Origin of the sequence: Nocardia arizonensis, assembly GCF_001310275.1 — a bacterium.
Lineage (GTDB): Bacteria > Actinomycetota > Actinomycetes > Mycobacteriales > Mycobacteriaceae > Nocardia > Nocardia arizonensis.
Genome location: NZ_LGYZ01000007.1, coordinates 1 through 19,093, shown reverse-complemented (window position 1 = coordinate 19,093; position 19,093 = coordinate 1). Strand labels below are relative to the sequence as shown.

At 60.1% G+C, this 19,093-nt stretch carries 15 protein-coding genes and 3 pseudogenes; 5 read left to right on the top strand and 13 right to left on the bottom strand.

All coding sequences use genetic code 11. From position 1 onward, the window contains the following. Nucleotides 1–8 precede the first annotated feature (8 nt). Nucleotides 9–995 (bottom strand): AurF N-oxygenase family protein, encoded by a 987-nt coding sequence (locus APZ21_RS01285; RefSeq protein WP_014349814.1) that lies wholly within the window; start codon nucleotides 993–995, stop codon nucleotides 9–11. 256 nt (nucleotides 996–1,251) lie between these two features. Here APZ21_RS01285 and APZ21_RS35345 point away from each other — a divergent pair, with 256 nt between their 5' ends. The 3 genes and pseudogenes from APZ21_RS35345 to APZ21_RS32605 all read left to right on the top strand — a co-directional run. Next, nucleotides 1,252–1,587: a DUF4873 domain-containing protein gene (locus APZ21_RS35345; RefSeq protein WP_014349813.1), complete on the top strand. Its 336-nt coding sequence runs from the start codon at nucleotides 1,252–1,254 to the stop codon at nucleotides 1,585–1,587. A 54-nt stretch (nucleotides 1,588–1,641) separates the two neighbouring features. Beyond that, nucleotides 1,642–3,279 (top strand): MFS transporter, encoded by a 1,638-nt coding sequence (locus tag APZ21_RS01275; protein WP_054811359.1) that lies wholly within the window; start codon nucleotides 1,642–1,644, stop codon nucleotides 3,277–3,279. Nucleotides 3,280–3,461: 182 nt separating this feature from the next. After that, nucleotides 3,462–4,518: pseudogene (locus tag APZ21_RS32605) on the top strand (integrase core domain-containing protein); the annotation flags it as partial. A gap of 527 nt (nucleotides 4,519–5,045) precedes the next feature. Here the strand turns inward: APZ21_RS32605 and APZ21_RS32600 are convergent. The 10 genes from APZ21_RS32600 to APZ21_RS01230 form a co-directional block, all read right to left on the bottom strand. Further along, nucleotides 5,046–5,879, bottom strand: coding sequence for an alpha/beta fold hydrolase (locus APZ21_RS32600; RefSeq protein WP_158682527.1), 834 nt, complete (start codon nucleotides 5,877–5,879; stop codon nucleotides 5,046–5,048). A 105-nt stretch (nucleotides 5,880–5,984) separates the two neighbouring features. After that, nucleotides 5,985–6,620: a hypothetical protein gene (locus tag APZ21_RS32595; RefSeq protein WP_178128354.1), complete on the bottom strand. Its 636-nt coding sequence runs from the start codon at nucleotides 6,618–6,620 to the stop codon at nucleotides 5,985–5,987. A gap of 32 nt (nucleotides 6,621–6,652) precedes the next feature. Beyond that, complete coding sequence (locus APZ21_RS01265; protein ID WP_228792446.1) at nucleotides 6,653–7,489, bottom strand: MlaD family protein; 837 nt, start codon at nucleotides 7,487–7,489, stop codon at nucleotides 6,653–6,655. Nucleotides 7,490–7,605: 116 nt separating this feature from the next. After that, nucleotides 7,606–8,610, bottom strand: a complete 1,005-nt coding sequence (locus APZ21_RS01260) for an MlaD family protein (RefSeq protein ID WP_228792445.1) — start codon at nucleotides 8,608–8,610, stop codon at nucleotides 7,606–7,608. A 77-nt stretch (nucleotides 8,611–8,687) separates the two neighbouring features. Further along, the gene (locus APZ21_RS32590; RefSeq protein ID WP_127516261.1) at nucleotides 8,688–9,791 is read right to left on the bottom strand and encodes an MlaD family protein; all 1,104 of its coding nucleotides are present in this window, start codon (nucleotides 9,789–9,791) and stop codon (nucleotides 8,688–8,690) included. A 2-nt stretch (nucleotides 9,792–9,793) separates the two neighbouring features. Continuing rightward, nucleotides 9,794–10,714: an MlaD family protein gene (locus tag APZ21_RS01250; RefSeq protein ID WP_275426172.1), complete on the bottom strand. Its 921-nt coding sequence runs from the start codon at nucleotides 10,712–10,714 to the stop codon at nucleotides 9,794–9,796. A 107-nt stretch (nucleotides 10,715–10,821) separates the two neighbouring features. Next, a complete protein-coding gene (locus APZ21_RS01245; protein WP_014349805.1) occupies nucleotides 10,822–11,841 on the bottom strand; it encodes an MlaD family protein in 1,020 nt (339 codons plus the stop codon). After that, nucleotides 11,838–12,887: an MlaD family protein gene (locus tag APZ21_RS01240; RefSeq protein ID WP_081505339.1), complete on the bottom strand. Its 1,050-nt coding sequence runs from the start codon at nucleotides 12,885–12,887 to the stop codon at nucleotides 11,838–11,840. Before APZ21_RS01240 ends, APZ21_RS01245 begins: the two co-directional genes overlap by 4 nt. Nucleotides 12,888–12,893: 6 nt before the next feature. Beyond that, the gene (locus tag APZ21_RS01235) at nucleotides 12,894–13,760 is read right to left on the bottom strand and encodes an MlaE family ABC transporter permease (protein ID WP_036542649.1); all 867 of its coding nucleotides are present in this window, start codon (nucleotides 13,758–13,760) and stop codon (nucleotides 12,894–12,896) included. Further along, nucleotides 13,761–14,597, bottom strand: coding sequence for an MlaE family ABC transporter permease (locus tag APZ21_RS01230; RefSeq protein WP_036542646.1), 837 nt, complete (start codon nucleotides 14,595–14,597; stop codon nucleotides 13,761–13,763). 837 nt (nucleotides 14,598–15,434) lie between these two features. Here APZ21_RS01230 and APZ21_RS35945 point away from each other — a divergent pair. Next, nucleotides 15,435–15,566, top strand: a complete 132-nt coding sequence (locus APZ21_RS35945) for a hypothetical protein (protein WP_255220970.1) — start codon at nucleotides 15,435–15,437, stop codon at nucleotides 15,564–15,566. 598 nt (nucleotides 15,567–16,164) lie between these two features. On the opposite strand, the pseudogene APZ21_RS01220 reads toward APZ21_RS35945, so the two are convergent. Both APZ21_RS01220 and APZ21_RS01215 read right to left on the bottom strand, forming a co-directional pair. Then, nucleotides 16,165–17,065 (bottom strand): annotated as a pseudogene (locus APZ21_RS01220) (NAD(P)/FAD-dependent oxidoreductase). Further along, a pseudogene (locus APZ21_RS01215) lies at nucleotides 17,062–17,652 on the bottom strand (cytochrome P450); the annotation flags it as partial. The pseudogenes APZ21_RS01220 and APZ21_RS01215, both read right to left, overlap by 4 nt. A gap of 81 nt (nucleotides 17,653–17,733) precedes the next feature. Between APZ21_RS01215 and APZ21_RS01205 the strand changes: the two are divergent. Further along, a protein-coding gene (locus APZ21_RS01205; RefSeq protein ID WP_086007605.1) for an IS3 family transposase occupies nucleotides 17,734–18,875 on the top strand; the annotation gives its coding sequence in 2 pieces (ribosomal slippage) (nucleotides 17,734–18,001 and nucleotides 18,001–18,875; 1,143 coding nt in all). The last annotated feature ends 218 nt before the right edge of the window (nucleotides 18,876–19,093 follow it).

Below are 19,093 nucleotides of genomic sequence, written 5' to 3'. Positions count from 1 at the left end.
GAGTCTGTTCACCGCCGGGCGATATCGTCGGGCAGGCTCCTCGTCAGGCGCCAAAGGAACATGGTGAAGCGACCTTCCATCATTCCTGCCTCATCGAAGAATCGGATCATCGGCTCGGACATGAACTGCAGGTTCTCCCGGTAGTGCGGGCCGAATTGGCAAGCGAGGAACCCCCGCAGAGGATGCACGCCGACAGCACGGTACAGCTTGGGATTGATCAAGATCGGGTAGGACAGGTTCGCGACAACTGCGAGGACGCCGCGGTGCCATGCCCGCGAGATCCGGCCTCGCGACCGCATACCCTCGACAAGCTCGGAGCGCGCGAACGTGATGTGGCGGGCCTCCTCGAGCACGTGAATTTTCATCAACTGCCGGACCTGCGGTTGTAGGCGTTCGTCGTTCATCGCTTCACGCTGTGCCCGATCGAGAATCTCCTCGATCAGCAAGGTCGCGCCCTGGATCGAGGGCCCGAGCGGGACGAAATGCAGGATCTTCGCCAGCGACAGAAACCCCGGCGGAAGCTTGTAGGGCGGGATCCCCGTTTTGGCGATCAGACGCGCGAACATTGTGGAATGGCGGCTCTCGTCGCCAACCTCGGCAAGTGCGTATAGGGCCTTGTTGTCGACGAGATCACCCGTCGTGTTCAGCCGTAGCAACGCCATACTCAGCAAATTCTCGGCGTAGATCCCGAAGCTGAGGATGCTCACCAACTCATGTTTGCCCAGGTCGATCTTCTGTTCCTCGGAAAGCCGGTTCCACAGACCGGTGCCGTAGAGGGACAGGCGATGCTCGGGGAACCACGCCTTATCCGGCAACCACGGACTATCCCAGTCGATGTCGACTTCGGCGTCGTAGAACTTCTCTACGGAAGTCTTGAGCAGTCGTCCGGCCGATCGTTGCAGGTCAATGGGTCGCCGACCGCTCACGCGCGCCATACCGTCGGTGGTTACGGCAATCTGCCCGTTGGTCTCGGCCCTGACGTCACTGGTCGTCATCTGTCGCTCCTTTGAGACTCGATCGATGACTCTGCATCGATACATCCAGTCCGGATCAACGTCCGGTGGCAGTAACCCGGTATCCGCTCAAGAGTGCAATACGGGCAGTAGCGGATACTTTGGGTATGAGGTAACTTTGACCCCGGCGGCGCGGCTTGTCAAGGGCCGGCCCCGATCCCGACGCCGGGCTACTTGGCCCCAGTGCCGGGCGATCCGATCGCTGGCGTCGACTATCGACCAAACGGAGGAGTTCACAGTGAAGTCTCAGAGTCCGCACGATGCCTCTGACTACATCGGGCCGGCCACAGTGGTGATCGCAACCGACGACGTCGAGGTGCAAGTCGAACTGCGCGGCTATTTCCAACCCATCGACGGCCGCTTCAGCTGGTACGGGCGCATCCGCCAGAACGACGAACTCGACAATCTGTTAGGGGGACGCCGACGTTCCGTGCTGATCCGGACCAGTACGGGCGAGGCGCCGGCGACCATCGGCGATCGTGACTTCTGGGGCCGCTATCGAGTTCAGGGCAGAGGACGACCGCCCTATCACGTGCCGACGACGCTGGAGGAAGTAGAAGCTACGCAAAGCTGAGCCGTAGGACCTACGCGAATGCCGACGACGCCCCGAAGGGACCAGGATACCGACATGATCAGCTTTGGAGACCGGCTTCGCGACCGCAACTCCGCGGCTTGGACGCTGGCCATAACCTGTGCCGCAGTAGCATTGGTTGTTGCGGCCATGGCAGCGCTGTACACCGCTCTGCCTGCCCTTGCGCTCGACATCGGCGCAGATCAAAATGCTCTCACATGGATCGTCGACGGATACACGCTGGTCCTCGCCTGCTTGGTTTTGCCCGCTGGCGCGATCGGCGATCGGTATGGGCGCCGACGCGTTCTAATCGTCGGCCTGGCGGTCTTCGCGGCCGCTTCAGTTGTGCCTGTATTTCTCGATACTCCTGCGGCACTCATTGCCTCCCGGGCCTTGGCGGGCGCAGGAGCAGCTTTCGTCATGCCGGCGACCCTCTCGCTTCTGACAAGCAACCTCCCAGTGGAGAAGCGGTCGTACGCGGTCGGAGTCTGGGCCGGGATCGCCGGCTCGGGTGGCGTGATCGGCATGGTGGGATCCGGTCTGCTTCTTACCCAGTGGTCGTGGCATTCGATCTTCGTCGGTCTGACCGTCGTCGCACTACTACTGCTGGTTCTGGCCTTCACCGTGCCTGATTCACAGGACGCCGAACTCCCGCCGTTCGATCTTTTCGGCATGTTCTGGGTCGTGCTCGCCATCGGCACGTCGGTGTTCGCGGTCATCGAGGGTCCGTCGCGCGGCTGGACGGATGTCCGGGTTCTTGTCGCAGGTGCGGCGGGAGTAATCGGCACCGTGGCATTTATCCTCACCGAGGTGCGTGCCGAGCACCCGCTACTGGACGTGAGCCTGTTCCGCCGCCGGGGCTTCTCGAGCGGCGCGCTATCGATAACCATCCAGTTCCTCGTGACTTTCGGTGTGATGTACCTACTGGTACAGCACTTCCAGCTCATCCTCGGGTTCGATGCCCTCGGCTCGGCGCTGGCGCTGGCGCCGATGGTCGTTCCGCTTATCGTGATGTCACTCGTGTCGCCGGCAATCGCTGCATGGGCGGGATTGCGGGTGACGACAGCGACCGGTCTTCTGACCATCGCCGTCGGCTTACTCGCCATCCTTCGCCTCGACACCGGTTCGTCGTACTTCGACGTTCTCTGGCCCCTGTTGATCATGAGCGCCGGGCTGGGCTTGTCGGCCGCCCCCGCGACCAACGCGATCATGCTCGACACACCGTTGGAGAAGCACGGGGTATCCGCTGCGGTCAACGACGCGACTCGCGAAGTCGGCGCGGCCATCGGCATTGCCGTCTCCGGTAGCATTTTGTCCGCGAGCTATACTTCGAGGATCAACGAGGTGCTGGACCGCCTTCCCGAGCCCGCGCGCGCTCCGGTCCGCAGTTCCCTGGCCGGTGCCCTCGAAGTCGCTGAGCGTGCCGGTAATGTAGGAAGGCCTCTCGCCGACTATGCGAAGGATGCCTTTTGGAGTGGGGTGGAACATTCGGCGCTCGCGCTGGCAGCGATCACCATAGCCGGGGTTCTGATCCTCGTCCCACTTTCCCCTCCACGAAAAGCCGCCGAAAGCGGTATCCGACGGCGCCGCCGACGTCACCTCCCCTGGCCTACACACGCCGCTCGAACCAGTCGATCGGATGCCCACGCCAATGACCGATCGATGGCATCAGTGCGGCGAACACTCGATCCATAGTCAGTTGCGTTGTCCCCCATGCATCGCATAGCGGCCCGTAGGTCGAATGGGCAGTGTCTGATCATCGAGGATAGGTAGGTTCAAGTGGTGCGCGCTTTGCGAATTCGTCTGACCTGACCCGATGACATTTGGTCCGGCGGCTGTGAGAGCATTGCCGCCCACGTAGTGGGCAGGAACGCTCGATGACTATGGCGACACGAAAAGGGCACACACCTCCACAGGCCGTGCGCAAGCTGAGCAAGGCCGTCCACCTGCTGGGCGAGAATAAGGAAGTCGCCGTCACTGCAGATCACCATGGCCACCTACTAACGGTGGCGCAACCAGTTCGGCGGGCTGAAGGCCGGCGACGGCAAACGGTTGAAGGGCCCCGAACGCGAACACTCCACTCTGAAAAGTCTTCTCGGCGAGGCGAAGCTAGAGAAAGCTGCATTGAACGAGATCGCCAAGGGAACCTTCTAGACCCGGAACGCCGGCGGGCGGCCGTGGCGCACCTGGTGCGGGTGCTCGGGGTCCGCGAAAGGTTCGCCTGCCGGTTACCGGCGAACATCGAAGTACACAACGGCGCGTTCGAACCACCGACACCAACGCACATCCCGATGCGGCTTTGCGTGAATGGCTGCGTGCCTGGACGAAACCCATCCACGGCAAGGATTCCGCCGCGCCTACCACGGCGCCCGCAGCGAGTGCTGGACAGTCAATCACAAGAAAATCCAACGCCTCTGGCGCGACGAGGGATTACGAGGGCCGCTGCGGCGCCGAAACGCCTGGAAACCACCACCACGACGGAGGCAAAGGGCACCCAACCGTGTATGGGCAGTGGACTTCCGATTCGATGCCAGCGACGACGCACGCCCAGTCCAGATCGTCTCCATCGTCGATGAAACACACCCGCGAATGCTTGGGCCGGCTGGTGGAACGATCGATCACCGCCGACGGACTCATCAACGAATCGCTGTCGATCGCAACTACCCCGCCGCCCTGCGCTGCGGCAACAGACCAATTTCGCGTGCCAGGCGACTGGGCGGCGGAACGGGTCTGCTCAGCGTTCGTCACACTAGCCGACCCTGCCGCAACGGCTACATTGAATGGTTCAGCCGCCGCCGACGCGACGAATGCCCCAACATCAACAGCTTCTGGTCGTTGGCCCAAGCCCGCGTCGTGATCAGCGACTGGAAGGAAGAATACAATCACCGCCGAAGAGATTCCGGCCTGGGCTGCAACGCCCCAGCCGGATACGCTACAACCCTGCATCCCCTACAACTGGTTCTCACACGCGGCGGACCGACTACCGGGTCCCGTCACCGCTCAGGATACTCCGACCCGGTCGGCGCAGAACTGGTTGCAGGGCAACCGAAATCATCTCCCGACCGTTGTCCAACCTAGAACCGGGGCGGCGGACCGATGATGGTGACCAGCATGTTCTGTAGCTCGGTACCTGCCGCCGGGCACAACCTTGAACAACAGCTTCGCCGAGACGTTCGACAACAAGGTTGCGAACCCGCGCGCCGGGCCGCAACCGCTGAAACAGCCAGCTGGAACCCGCATTGAAATCGGTGGCTTCAAAGCCGACCATAACTAGCGGCACCGGCAGCCGGCGCTGGACTATACGACATCGGCCCCAGCGCGCTGCGGCTGCACCCACTACCCTGACAGTCATCATCCGGCTGTTGAGAAAGGGCGTTCCGCGGTTCCCGGACCGATATCAAGCTCTGATAGCGAACTATTCGCCTATCGTTACCCTCAGCGTATGACGAATGTTAATGCCGCTATGCGACGGTTGCTTCGCGTATGCGCGCTTCCCGAGTCAATCCGAGGAGATGGACGGCCACCTCACCGCTGCGTTCGTAGGGCAGGTAGTGCCCAGCCTTTTCGAAGATGACCAAATGACTCCCTGGAATACGATGCCGAAGCGCACGCGAGTGATGAACGGGGGTCAGGCGGTCACGAGACCCGACCAGCACGACGACGGGACAGCTGAATCTGCCCAGCACGCCGTAACGCTTGTGAGAGAGTATCGAACGGGTCAGCTCCGCGACATTGCGAGAATTGCTCTTCGCGAGCTGCAGCACAGCACGGTTCATATCGTGCCGACGAGGACGCGCTCCGAATAGGATGCCTCGTGTCGACTGCCGCATCAGGAAAAGCGGCCGGGAAGGAATCCTGATATAGGGTAGCGCCTCCAGACCCAGCATTATCAGCCTTCGCCAGAATTTGCTGCGCAGCATATTTCCCAGAATATCGCCCGCCCCTGTCGACACCAACGCGACGCCGAGGATTCTCGGTCCGAGCACCTCACTGTGACGTTCAGCCAAGGCCATGAGAGTCATCCCTCCCATCGAATGACCACCCAATACGACCGGACCCGTAGGCACAGTTTCCGAAAGAATAGTCGCAAGATCGTCCGCAAGAATCTCGAGGCTGGCCGGAGCCGACTCCGAATCCCCGTGTCCCCGATGGTCGTAGGTGACGACGCGAATAGTCGGGTCCGCAGCGATCACAAGCTGAGCAACGTCCTCCCAACTCTCGTGCGACAACGCGAGTCCATGGGTCAAGACCATAGTCACTCGCGGGGTCTGCGAGCCCCATTCGGTGATCTGCAATGTCGGACCGTCGTCCCGTGTGAGAGCGAGTCGGCGGCAGGGAACACCCGCGCTGGAAATCGAAGTCATTATTCCAAGCTCCTCAACGTCGAAAAACCCCGGTGACTATTTGGCCGGGAGTGCCGAGTCGACACCACCGACATCTGTTACCTTCCAATCCAGATTCTTGTCAACTGTTACGGTATAGGTAACAGTCGTTTGCGCACCCTCCGGTATCTGCGCACTCTTCGATGTCACATTCAGGAACACATTGACGACATAGACACCCGATCGTTCGGAGCGCACTGTCGCCGCGATGGGAACTCCACTAGAACTCCACTTCAGTGGCAGCACAATTTCTTTCAGCTGCGGAGCAGTGGCATCGAACTTGTTTGCAAGAACGGGCGAGACGTTGGACTTCAAACCACGAACCCACTGGTCGAAATTCTGATAGTCGATATTCGAGGCTCCGACTGCATACTCAGACGCTACTTCTTCGGCGCGCTTCTCCGCGGCTACGACAGCGTCCCGATCTTTCAACTCGCTCCTAGCCGAGAGCCACAACGGAATCGAAACGGCCACCGCGACAACAAGGAGGGCTACTGCGGTTCCCAAGGCCAGAGAACGCAGGCTTATCGAGAACGACCTCTCCGACCCGCGTGCGCTCGAGCCACCCTTGACCGACGTCCGAGGCACACCCGCGTCAACCGGCTTTTCTTCCGCAGCTTCGCGGTCAGTATCATGAGAATCTTCTGTGGGCATAATCAGCTCCGGTGTCTCTCGTTCTTTCACATCTATTTGACGGCGATCCGCATTCGCAAAGCACCGTCCCCCGTGACACTGAGTGCACGATCTATCAGGTCGCTTATGTTGATTTGCGCCATGGAGTTCGACGCGCTTTCCGCCAGTGGCTGTACCGCCGGGACCAGATCACGAAGATCGGGGCCGATCTCATTGATGTAAGACGTCACTTTATCAAGGAAGGGAATAAGTCCGTTTCCTTCGATATAGTCCCCGGGCATATTGCCGATTCGAGACAGTCGCGCCAGAGAGTCCGCGATGAGTGCGCCCCACGCTCCGGCTTCCTCCCACAGAGGGCCGGCGGCGGTCATCGACTCCTCGGCCCACTCCATATCAGCACCCATTGTTTGCAAATTCGTCAAGATATTACGGATTTCGGGTGACCTACTCAGAATCGTTTCCGAAAGCAGCGTTGTCGATGCCGCCAGACGCGGCATCACGGCTTCCGTTCCCGACAACGTCTGATCCAAGGTCTTGACGATATTGCTGATCGCCTGTGGGTTCAGTTGCTCGACCAGATGGGTGACAGTATGCGCCACATCAGGTATCGAGCGGGGTAGAACCACTTCAACCGCGTCGATACGCTGACCGTCGGCCAGGTAGGGCCCGGCATCAGTATCCGGTACGAACTCGATATAGGGCTCCCCCAACCCCGAAAGGTCCTCAACAGTAGCGCTGCCGGTCGCAGGAACCCTGTACTTGGGATCGAGACCCAGCACCAATTCGACACCACGCTCGGCCTTGTCGATAGAGTCGATCTCTCCTACCTTCACTCCTCTCAACAGGACCGGGGAACCGGGTAGCAAACTCCCGGTCCTCGGCAGAGCCATGGTCACAACAGTCCTGCCAGAAAACCAATCAACTCGAAGCACACCGAATGCTAGGTATGCGGTGCCCAAGACCAGCACGATTCCGATCGACACCAGGGATAGCACGGAACTCGACTTCATCGAACCACTCCGATCATCCGCAGCGACGCAAGAATACTGTCTATCCGATCGTCGTCCGATATGGGGCCGACGCCTTCAATGCCTACAATATCAACCTTCGGACCGCGCTCAACAAATGGAATAACCTTTTCGCGCAAAATGGCCACGGCTTTGTTCAAATTCGAGGGGGCGTTCAGATCAAGCGGGCGGCGAGTGAACAATAGCGGCACGAAGGCACGTGCGGCCTCATTGCCCGATTGCGCCAGGGGGCCGACCCACCGGAGAGATTCTGTGAGCAATTTGAATCCGTCGTACAACGTGATCAACCCGATCATGGAAGTCATCGAAGCAGCGGCCTGACTCACCCCCGACTCGGTCAGCAAATACTCCAGTTCAGGGGTTCTACGCTGCACCACGTCCGTGTTCGCGCGCAGACCGTTCAGCATTGCGTCGACGGCATCCAGGTGGTTGGCCAGGTCAATGATATCCGCACCGACTACCTCGGATATCGAAGCAGTCTGCCGAGTGTCGATCGGCAGCACCCCGTTCACGCGGTTCATTATCTCCTGAGCCTGTTGAATCCCTCCTCCTTGGACGAAGGTCGCGAGTACGTTCATGGTGTCCTCAACCTGCAGCAGCGGCTTCGTCTTGTCCAATCCGATGGTGGCGCCCGGGGGAAGGGCATCCTGCGTGCCGGTCGGCGGAGTCATCAGCGCGATGGAGACATCGCCAAGTATCGTCGGCTGGCGGAGTTCAGCGGTGGTGCCGACCGGCAATCGAACCGACGCCATCAGGTCGACATCGACGGCAACATACCCGTCGTGGTCCTCGCCCGCGTCGACCAGTGACACATCGCGCACGACCCCTGCTCGCAGACCATCGACTGTAACCTTCGCTCGCGCTGGCAGATTCAAGGCGTCAGCGAACAGAATCCGGATACCGTACCGGTCTCCAGAAATTCCGGTCCCCGGAACGGGAACCTCCGCGGGATCGAATCCACATCCGGGAACTATGCACACCATTGCCACCGCGGCCGCAGCGATGAACCGACCACCACGCTCACGAGCAGATCGCGCCCATACGACTCGTCGCAGAACCATCACCGCGCACCTGCCGTCCCGAATATCAACGGAAGAACCGAAACCTTCTCCAACTCGTTCTCAGCGGACTTGCAGCTACCTGGCACGACACGCTCGATGGCCGCGCATACCCGCTCTGCGTCCGCCGGCGGCAGCTGAGCCACCGGCGCCGCGTAAGTCAGGATCGGTGAACCACCCTCCTGCGCCGTCGCCCTCTGAAAAGCCTGCACCAGCGGTGGCGTCAGGTCGATTATTTCTTGTACCGAGCCGATATTCGCACGGGCGAGACGCGCTAATGGGACTGTCGCGTTCAACGCTTCGAGAATTTGGTCACCAAACATTGAAGTAATCTCGTTCAACCATGGCACAATGATCCGCAACGAATCGATAATCGACACGGTGCGCTCAAAGATGCCATGATCGATCACTTCGAGACCTGGAGCCAGACGAGTGATCATGGCCTTGATATCGCCCCATCCGCCGGCCATGCTGTCCGATAATGATCGCAGTGAGTCGATAAGCGCACCGATATGCCCGATAGCAGCATTGGGGGAATTGAGAGCACGACCCAACTTGAGGATCGTATCATTCATTTCAGGTCCTGTTCCGGATAATGCGGCATCTAAGGCCGCGAGCTCATCCGCAAGCCTTTCACGCTGTGTCGAATCATTTCCATCGGTGATCTCTGCAGCGAGGTTGCCCAGCGCATTCATAGTCTGCGACATGCTCTTTGGCGTCAGTGTACGGGTAATGCACTGTCCAGAATCCCATTCATGCTCGGCTTCGCTGTCATCGAGTAATGCAAGCGATCGGTCCGCGACGATTGTGTCGGATACGGTGGTAGCTGACACCTGACCGCGGGGCGAATGGCTTACCTCTACCTCGAATTCGACACGGACCATGTCACCATGAGGTTCGATACGCGTCACCGAGCCGACTCTGACCCCTCGCATGGTGACATGGTTCCCGGCGTACAAGCCGATTGCATCCGGCATATTCGCGCAATAGCTACGCATCCTCTTGGGAGGCTCGATGATCACGAAGTATCCGACGATCAGAATTGCACATACGACCGCGACACCGAGAACGGACATGAGACCCCGGGACGCCAAGAGCTTATTCATCGTCAGCACTCCTTTCCGGGGACCGGAATACACACCGACGGTACCTGGACAACTGTCGCGGATTGGTCGACCACGAGCCCATCCTTCGACGACGCGATCGGCTGGAGCCGCGCCAGTAGGTCGCGCGTATTCGTGACAACCTGTCCCATTTCTTCACCCAGACGTTCCAGCTCAGGGATGACGTCGGCCAGGGCTCGCGCAACGGATTGCAACCTGGATCGATACGCCGGCTCGAGGCCCGCGATACGCGCGAGAAGCTCGTCCATCAGCCGGACGGCTTCGTAGATCTCGGCCTTTTTGTCGAGGCCCACTGTCTCCATCAGATTGACGCTGTCGATCATTCCGCCGAGTGTCGCCTTCGACTCGTTGATCGCGCCGAGATACTCGTCCGCCATCGCGAGCGTGTCCGAAATGTCACGGTTCTGGCGGTCGAGGATGTCGACCAGAGATCCGAATGCCTCTGTTGCTCGGCGAATGCCGGACGGTCCACTGGCAATCGCAGCGTTCATGTTCGTCAAATTCTGCCGCAACGTATCGCCATCGATATCATCGATCGGCCGAATCGCGTCCTCAAAAGTCCGACCCAAGCTGTACGGAAGATGGACCCTCTCGGCGGGAATGGACGAGTGTAACGCAGAATTCCCCGCCGGCGTCACCGCGAGGTAGCGGCCGCCGATCAGTGTCAGCATACGGATATCGAGACTCGTCTGGTCACCGATGAAGATGTCGCTGTCGACGGTGAAGCTCATTCGAACGTTCCTTCGGCTCAGCTCGATGGACTTCACCGCACCAACCGGCACACCCGCGATTCGGACGTCATCGCCAACCTTGACCGAGCCCACTTCCGGCATTTCCGCCCAGTATGTGGACTCGTCGAAAGGTACTACGTAGACTACTACGCTCGCCGTCAAGACCGCTCCCATCACTGCGGCCCCGACGGCAGCCCAGCGCAATTCTCGGTCCATGCTTCGAAGGGGAGCACTCACCGTCTGCAACGCGGTACCCCCGCGAACACGGAATAGCTTACTGATCACCGCTCGCATATCGAGATCCTTTGCCCACTGATCAACACATGTAACGGCGCCGGAACTTCGGCGTTGCCGTTCGAGCAGTTACGATTGATGACCGGTCCATCGGCGGGAACCCACGCATTCAGTGTCTCGAGAACGGCCGGCAGCTTCCGCAGCACCTCGACCGCCTGTTCCGGGTCCGGAAATACTGCCCCCAACAGGGCATCGGCATCGGCGTTAGGTCCGGCCGTCAAGCCGAAGGCCTCGAGAAGGCCGTTCAATGGCGCGATCACGTCTGGTGCCATGAGGGCGAATTCGACAATTCCATCCACCTTGCTACGCAACGTGGACACAACCGAGGCCAGCTCCGAGACAAGTCGGACGAGATGCGAGGATCGGCCACCGATATGGTCGGATATCTCTTTGAGATTTCCGACCAGAACGGTGACTACCGCTTGCCTGTCCAGCGCATAGTTGGACAAGGCTTCGATAGAGTCGAGGACGGAACCGACGCCCGCTCCGTCTCCCTCGATGACAGCGATCATGTTCTCTGCGAACTTGTTCACCGCTTCGGGCGACAGCTCTGCGAGTACCGGTTGTAAGCCGTTGAATAAATCCGTAATGTCGAACGACGGGATCGTGTTGGCAATATCGATCTTATGTCCGGCCGTCAACTCCGCTGTGGTCGGCGATGATTGTTGAACATCGAGATATCGCTGTCCTACGAGGTTCTGATAGCGAATCGCCAGCACAGTGTTCTCGTAGATCGGGTGATTGCGCTGGACCGCAAATCCAACCACCGCTCGACCACTGGCATCCAAGGTAATCGATCGTACCTCGCCAACTCGAAGACCATCCATACGGACATCGTCGCCGGCCTTGAGGCCGTTCGCGTCGACGAATTCAGCCGAGAATTCTACCACGTCTCCAGATACGGGGCGTTGCACCGTCTGAACGATGATCGCGAGCAGCACAGTGATCACGACGGCAGACACGATAAGTTTTGCGCTGGTCGCCAGAAAACTTCGCTGTCTTGTCATCGGCCACCTCCGATGTTGGATGTCGGCGGAAGACCCGGCAAGAACGCGGTGAACGCTGGAACCATATCGAGAACCAACTCGATGTTCAGAATCGGACCGTCTGGAGTCGACGTGAATGATCGGTCTAGACGTGATAGGAGTTCAGTGAGCTGCATGCTCGAGGCGCCGGGGGTAGGTACCATTTTAGTTGCCGTTGACAGAACCGGAGCGAGCATAGCCGCATAGTCCGACAGATGACCCTGAGCCGCGAATAGAGTTTCCGCCAGCCCAGGAAAGAACTCCCGACCTACAGTATTGACTGTCGAATCGAACAGCTCACGATCTGTATTCAAGATCTCGATCGTGGTGAGCCGATTTATGAGGCCGACCGTACCGTCGATCATCGATGCAGTCCCGACTAGCATGGAACCGTATTGGTCCAGCAGCTGCGATATCGGCATCGTCTGGGTTTCAGCAATGTTCCGGCTGGATACAACGATTGCCTCCATGAGAGGTGTGAATTGCCGGGCTATTGTCGCGCCCCGTGTCAGGATCTCGGTCAATTCCGGGACGAGAATGTCTCCAGTTGCTTGAGCTACGCTGCGGATGAGAACACCCATCGTTGCGTCTCGTTGCCGGTCGGCTCGCGGCCCCGTCAAATCGACGATACTGCCATCCCGTAATGGAGCCCCACCATCACCTGGTTTCAGCGCAATTTCACTGATGCCGAACAAGTTCGATGGCGAGTAGTCGACGAACAGCCCGTCCGTGAGACCTGCCGATTCGGCGCTTTCCAGTCTGAGAATCAATTGTTTCGCCCCATCGTCCGATTCGATCGCCGAAACATCACCTATCTCGATACCGTCGAATCGAACGGGTGTTCCGACGGTGATTCCGTCGCCGATGGACTCGGTACGCAGCAGTACCACTATTCGATTATCATCCTGTAGGGCCATCACAACAGTCCAGGTCAAGGCTACTACGATCACTGTGATCACGGCGAGAACACCCAGCATGACCGATGACCGCTTCGATGTCGACACACCCGGCATTTCATAGCGAGACATCGTTTCTCACCCCGTAAATTCGATGGAGGAGTTGACGCCCCACAGGAGGAGGGTCAACACCATATCCAAACCGATGATTGCCACGAAGCTTGCTCGGACAGCACGTCCAGATGCGATTCCGACGCCTTCTGGCCCACCAACGGCGAAGAACCCATGATAGCTATGGATAAGAATCACAGCCGTCCCGAATACGAGAACCTTTATCACCGAGGCCGTCACATCCCAGCCGCTGATGAATTGATAAAAATAGTGATCGTAGACACCGGCGGCTTGGCCATGAAGTTGCACGATCACCGCGCGACAAGCGGCATAACTCAGGATCAAGGCGATCAAGAATGTCGGAATGATTGCCACGGCCCCGGCGATGACCCGGGTGGTCACAACGAACGGTATCGATCGCAGTCCAAGCGACTCGAGTGCATCGATCTCCTCGGAGATCCGCATAGCGCCGATTTGGGCCGTAATACGGCATCCGGCTTGTGCGGCGAACCCGACGCCCGCAGCAATCGGTGCAAGTTCCCGTGTATTGGCAAAGGCCGAAACGATGCCGGTCACCGGCCCCATGCTGATCAGGTTGAGAGTGGTGAAGGACTCTACACCGACCGAGCCTCCGATCACCAGACCGAGTACCACCAGCATCGGCACAGTTCCACCGCCGACGATAATGGACCCTTGGCCCCATGTCATATCCGTGATCACGCGCATAGTCTCGGCTCGATATCGCCTGATCGTGAACGGGATCGCGGACAGCGCCTCCCAAACGAACGCGAGTACGAAACCGATCGACTCCAGGGGCGCGATGCGCGCTCCGAACGGCGCTATTCTTCTCCTGAGCCTCGCCAGCCGAGGTGGAGTAACCTTTACCTCCGACATCTAGGCCAGCCTCGTCGGAAGGAACATCGACACCAGCTGAGTAATTATGAGGTTCGTGATGGCGATGGAAACTACGGAGAGAACTACAGCCGCGTTCACGCCATCCGCCACTCCGCGCGGACCGCCTTTTGCCTCGAGCCCCCGCTGGCACGCGATCACGACCACGATGAATCCGAACAGCACGGACTTGGCTATCGAGACACCGATGTCCGCGACAACGGTGAAAGAGCCGAACGTTCCCCAGTAGCTGCCGGGGGTCACTCCCTGGGGGCCGATTGCGACCGCATATCCAGCTATCACGCCCGTGAAGATGATCAAGATATTGAGCATCGGCGCGACGAAAACCATCGCCACCATCCGAGGAATAACGAGTCGGTGCAAGGGGCTGATGCCCATCGTTCGCATGGCATCGATTTCTTCGCGAATGTTACGTGCACCCAGATCCGCCGCGATTGCGGCCGCTCCGGCCGCACCCAGCAGCAGCCCTGTTGCCATGGGGGCGCCCTGTTTGATCACACCCAATCCACCAGCGGCACCGAGCAGGGAGTCCGCCCCGATTTGATGAATCAAGTTTCCGACCTGGACGGAAACGATGACACCGAAAGGCACGGCCATCAGGATGGCCGGAATCGCAGTAACGGTGATCAGATACCAAGCTTGATTCAGTGCCTCTCGCCACTGGAATCTCAAACGAACGATATCGCTTACTGCTCCCGCAGCCGACTCAGAAGCCATCTGCGTCGACCGGCCAAAAGTTCTGAGCGCCGACACTACGGTTTCGGAAAAGTTTTCCCTGAGCAACCTCGTCGACGTCGATAGCGCGCTACGTTCAGGCATTACCACAGATTCCCGTCCTAACCAAGAGTATCGCTCCGCAACGCAACTGGCGCGCCCGCTAGGAAAGTGTCGACGATCCGGCATAGCTCGTTCTCCGAATGATCGGAATGGCTTCGCCGGTATGACGTACCTCGTCGGGTCATTATCGAGCGCACCCTGCTCACGGCACCTCCTTGTGCACTACTGCAAGTACCAGATACTCTGGGTATGAGTATGTGGTGCTGCTCACGCAGTGTCAATAGAGGATTTCGATCGATCCCGGGACGCGCGAGCGACCCTCTGGCAACCGAGCGATATCGCCCCGGCGAAAGTCGGCCGATAGCAACCGCGACGTGCGACGACACCATCCACATGAGCAGTCTCGCCCATCTACGGCCGAGGAAAGTGCGGTTGTGGTGCAGGGGCGGTTGGCAGGCATCGGCCACCGAAGATACTCCCTCGGTCACTACTCCGGCTGCACTTTGCTCCGCTTCCGTCGCTGGGTGGCGCCGTTTCGCACTGCCTGCTTCGGCATTGCCAGTCCACCCATAAGCCCTGATCGACGGGAATGATCGCGACCAGGCAGCTCCGGCAGATGAACCGCCCGGGTGTGGTGCCCACGCATTTCGGCGGAATGAAAGCGGTCTCTGCGAGGCTCGGAGCGACCCGTAAGCCCTGCGCAATTGGGTGCGCCGCGCCGCGGTCGACACCGGCGGCGCCGAAGGCGTGTCGACGGAGGCAGCGAGGGAGATTTGCCAGCTGCACCGCACGAATAGGGAATCCGAGGAACGATCGGAATCCGCGAAGCGGCAACATCTTTCTTCGTGCGACTAGCGGCCGCGATAGCAGTGGCTGATCGTGCGCGGCAAGAAGGTCGGCATGACCAAACCGAACCAGGCCGCGTCGAGAGCGACCGACCTGGCGGACCGGCAGTTTCGGGTTCTGGCGCAGAACACGCGGCTCATGGCCGATTCACCTACATCCGCCTGATCACCGATGTTCGTCTACCGCGTTCGTCGTCGATGCCTACGCCGGCTGCGTCCTCGGCTCGGAATGCTCGACCAGCGAAGACGCCACGTTTGCGGAGAAGGCGATCCGGCCCGCGGTCGCTCTGCGGGCTCGCGAAGGTCTTCCGGTCGGTGGAGCGATACATCATTCCGATGTGAGGTCTCGATACACCGCAGTAAAACTCGTGGAAGCACTGGCGGTCTCGGATCTCCGACGGTCGATCGGGTCGGTCGGGTCGGTCGGTGACGCCTACGCCAACGCGTAGGCAGCAACCACGATGCGGCTCCACACAACCGACGCGATCCCCAGCGATTCCTGTTTCGGCGCCGATCCGCTCACCCGGCTCGACGACGTCGAGCTCCTCAGCGAGGACTGAGTCGGCTGGTTAAGTCCCGAATCGTGCACTGCTGGGGCTGCAACCATCGGCCGAACACGAGACGGGCTGCTATGCACTGAACGTCGCGCAATCGGCTGAGGGTTGGGCAAAACCGGTGCATCGAAGCAAGAGCGGGTCAGCCACCGCTGAGCCGGCCTACGCCCCACGCACTGCCGCGTAGCCATCACCCAACAGACCGTGGCCTCAGGCCGAGCCGGCGAGCAACAGTTCGTCCCGGTTGATGTGGAGTTGCTGCGTGATTGCCCGCTTACTGAATACGAAGTCGCGGGGGCGGTTGATACAGTCGGCGGCAACGAGCTCGCCGGCGCGGAGGTAAAAGCAGGTGAAGTCGCGGTCCCCGGATGGGTCCCCGCTGAGGACGACTTCGTCGTATCCGGTGTTGAGGCCGGCGATCTGGAGCTTGAGATCGTATTGATCCGACCAGAACCACGGAAGCGCCGCTATCTTCCTGGACTTCCCGTTGATGGTCGCGGCTGCGACCTTGGCCTGCTCGCTGGCGCTCGGCACCGACTCCAGGCGTATACGGCGGCCATAACGGGCCATCCGGTGACTGGCGCAGTCCCCAGCCGCGACGATATCGGGGTCCCAACGCTCGCAGGGAGGCGGCCGTCTCCAGTCCGATGTAGCCGCCGCCGACGATCACGGCCCGCCGCCCGGGGCGGGCAGCGGCTCGGATCATCTCGACATCGGCGGCGGTGCGTAGGTAGTAGACCCCTGCCAGATCGGCGCCCGAGGTGGCGAGCCGACGAGGGCGGGCACCAGTGCACAGCGCGAGCTTGTCATAGGGCAATGCGTCGCCAGTGCTCAGTGCGAGGCGACCAGCCGATCGATCGATCGCCTCTACTGTCGCATCCACGAGTTTGATTCCCTGCTTGCGATAGAATTCCGCGCTGCGGATCGCGAGCTCGTCAATTGTGCTCTTCCCGGCCAGATAGGCTTTCGACAGCGGAGGGCGTTGATAGGGTAGAGTCGGCTCCTCACCGATGAGGACGACCTCGCCCGTCCACCCATCCTGGCGCAGACTGGCCGCGAGTTGGACTCCACCATGGCCGGCCCCGACGATGAGAGCTCGCTGTACACTCATACGTCTGCCTTCGGAGTGAGGCGGACCATCATCTTGCTGATGCCCCGCACGAAGTTGGACTGCACGTACTCGGGCTCCCCCACGACCTCGATATTCTCGAAGCGAGGAAGCAGCTCCTCCCAGAGGATCCGAAGCTGCAGCTCGGCCAGCCGGTTGCCCATGCAGCGGTGGACGCCGAAGCCGAAAGCGATATGGTTGCGGGCGTTGGACCGGTCGATTATGAACTCGTCCGGTCGTTCGAACACGCGCTCGTCGCGATTGCCCGAGGCATACCACATCACCACTTTGTCGCCCTTGCGGATGAACTGGCCGTTCAGAATTGTGTCTGCCTTGGCGATCCGGCGCATGTAGGCCAGCGGAGTTTGCCACCGGATGATCTCCGAGACCATATTGGGGATCAAGCCCGGGTTCGCCTTCACCTTATCGAACTGGTCAGGGAAGCGGTTGAGTGCAAGCACACCGCCGCTCATCGAGTTCCGGGTCGTGTCGTTGCCACCGACGATCAGCAACAAGAGGTTGCCCAAGAACTCCATCGGGCGGTCGATCAGATTTTTGGTGTTCTCGTTACCCTGCAACATGGTGATCATGACCCGTCCCCCATGGATGCGACCAGCCGGAATTAGAGTCTCGTTGGCCCTGATCAGGGGTTAGAAGGGACTATGGGAACCATGGCTGGACGGAAACGGCATTCCGCGGAGGACATCGTGCGCAAGCTGCGGCGCGCCGATGAACTGGCCGCGGAAGGCTTGACCGGCGAGCAAATCGCCGCTGACCTGGGAGTCTCGGCGGCGACACTCTATAACTGGCGTCGCCAGTACGGCGGCATGGACACCGACGCCGCCAAAGAACTCAAGGAACTGCGGGAACAGAACGCCCGATTGAAGCGGCTACTCGCCGACGCGGAACTGGAGAAAGACGCGCTGCGCGAGATTTCGAAGGGAAAATTCTAGGCCCAGCGGCCAAGCGCCGCGCCGTGGACATGCTCAGCGAGGTCATGGGCATGTCGCAACGGTTCGCGTGCAAGGTCGTTGGGCTCGCTCGGTCGACATACCGCCGGTGCCCTGCCACGCAAACACCGGCAGACCCCGACGCCGGGACGCGGGCGTGGCTGCGGAATTATGCGGCCAAGAACCCGTGTCATGGGTTCCGCCGGGCCTGGGCAGTGCTGCGGTTCGACGAAGGCCACCGGATGAACATCAAGAAAGTCCACCGGCTCTGGCGGGAAGAAGGTTTGCAGGTGCGGGCGCATCACCCGCGTAAACGGGCCGGCACCTCGTCGGTGCCGGCGGTGGATGCGGATGCGCCGAACGTGGTGTGGGCGCTGGATTTCCAGTTCGACTCTACCGTCGACGGGCGGGTGGTGAAGATCGCGTCGATGATCGACGAGCACACCCGCGAATCCCTACTGCACCTGGTCGAGCGGTCGATCACCGGCGAGCATCTGGTCGCCGAACTCGAGCGGGTCTTCGCCGTCCACGGGGCGCCGAAGGTGCTGCGCCTGGACAACGGGCCGGAAATGATTTCGGCAGCACTGCAAACATTTTGCCGAGACCGGGTCGGGATCTCGTATATTCCGCCGGGTACCCCCTGGAACAACGGGTACGTGGAATCGTTCAACCGGCGCCTGCGCGTGGAATGCCTCAACCGCAACCACTGGACCAGCCTGCTCGAAGCGAGGGTGGTGATCGCGGATTTCAAGCACGAGCACAACCACCGGCACCGGCATTCGGCGCTGGGCTACCGCACCCCGGCCGAGTACGCTGCGGCCTGCACCCACACCCACCACCCCGTGGGCTGCGACATCAACTGAACACCGACCGAACGACACCGACTCTGAAACCGGGTGGTCGCGTTATCGGGGACTGGCCAAATTATCAATCCTGGACGAAACTACATAATTAAACTCCGGCAAAAGTTTGCCCTAACCTCCCCGATTCGCAAATACAACGGATCTCGAATCGACGACCGTCAGGGAATGTAACACCCTCTGTCGAATCATAATAATATCGATCGCGAAAATACCGTGAC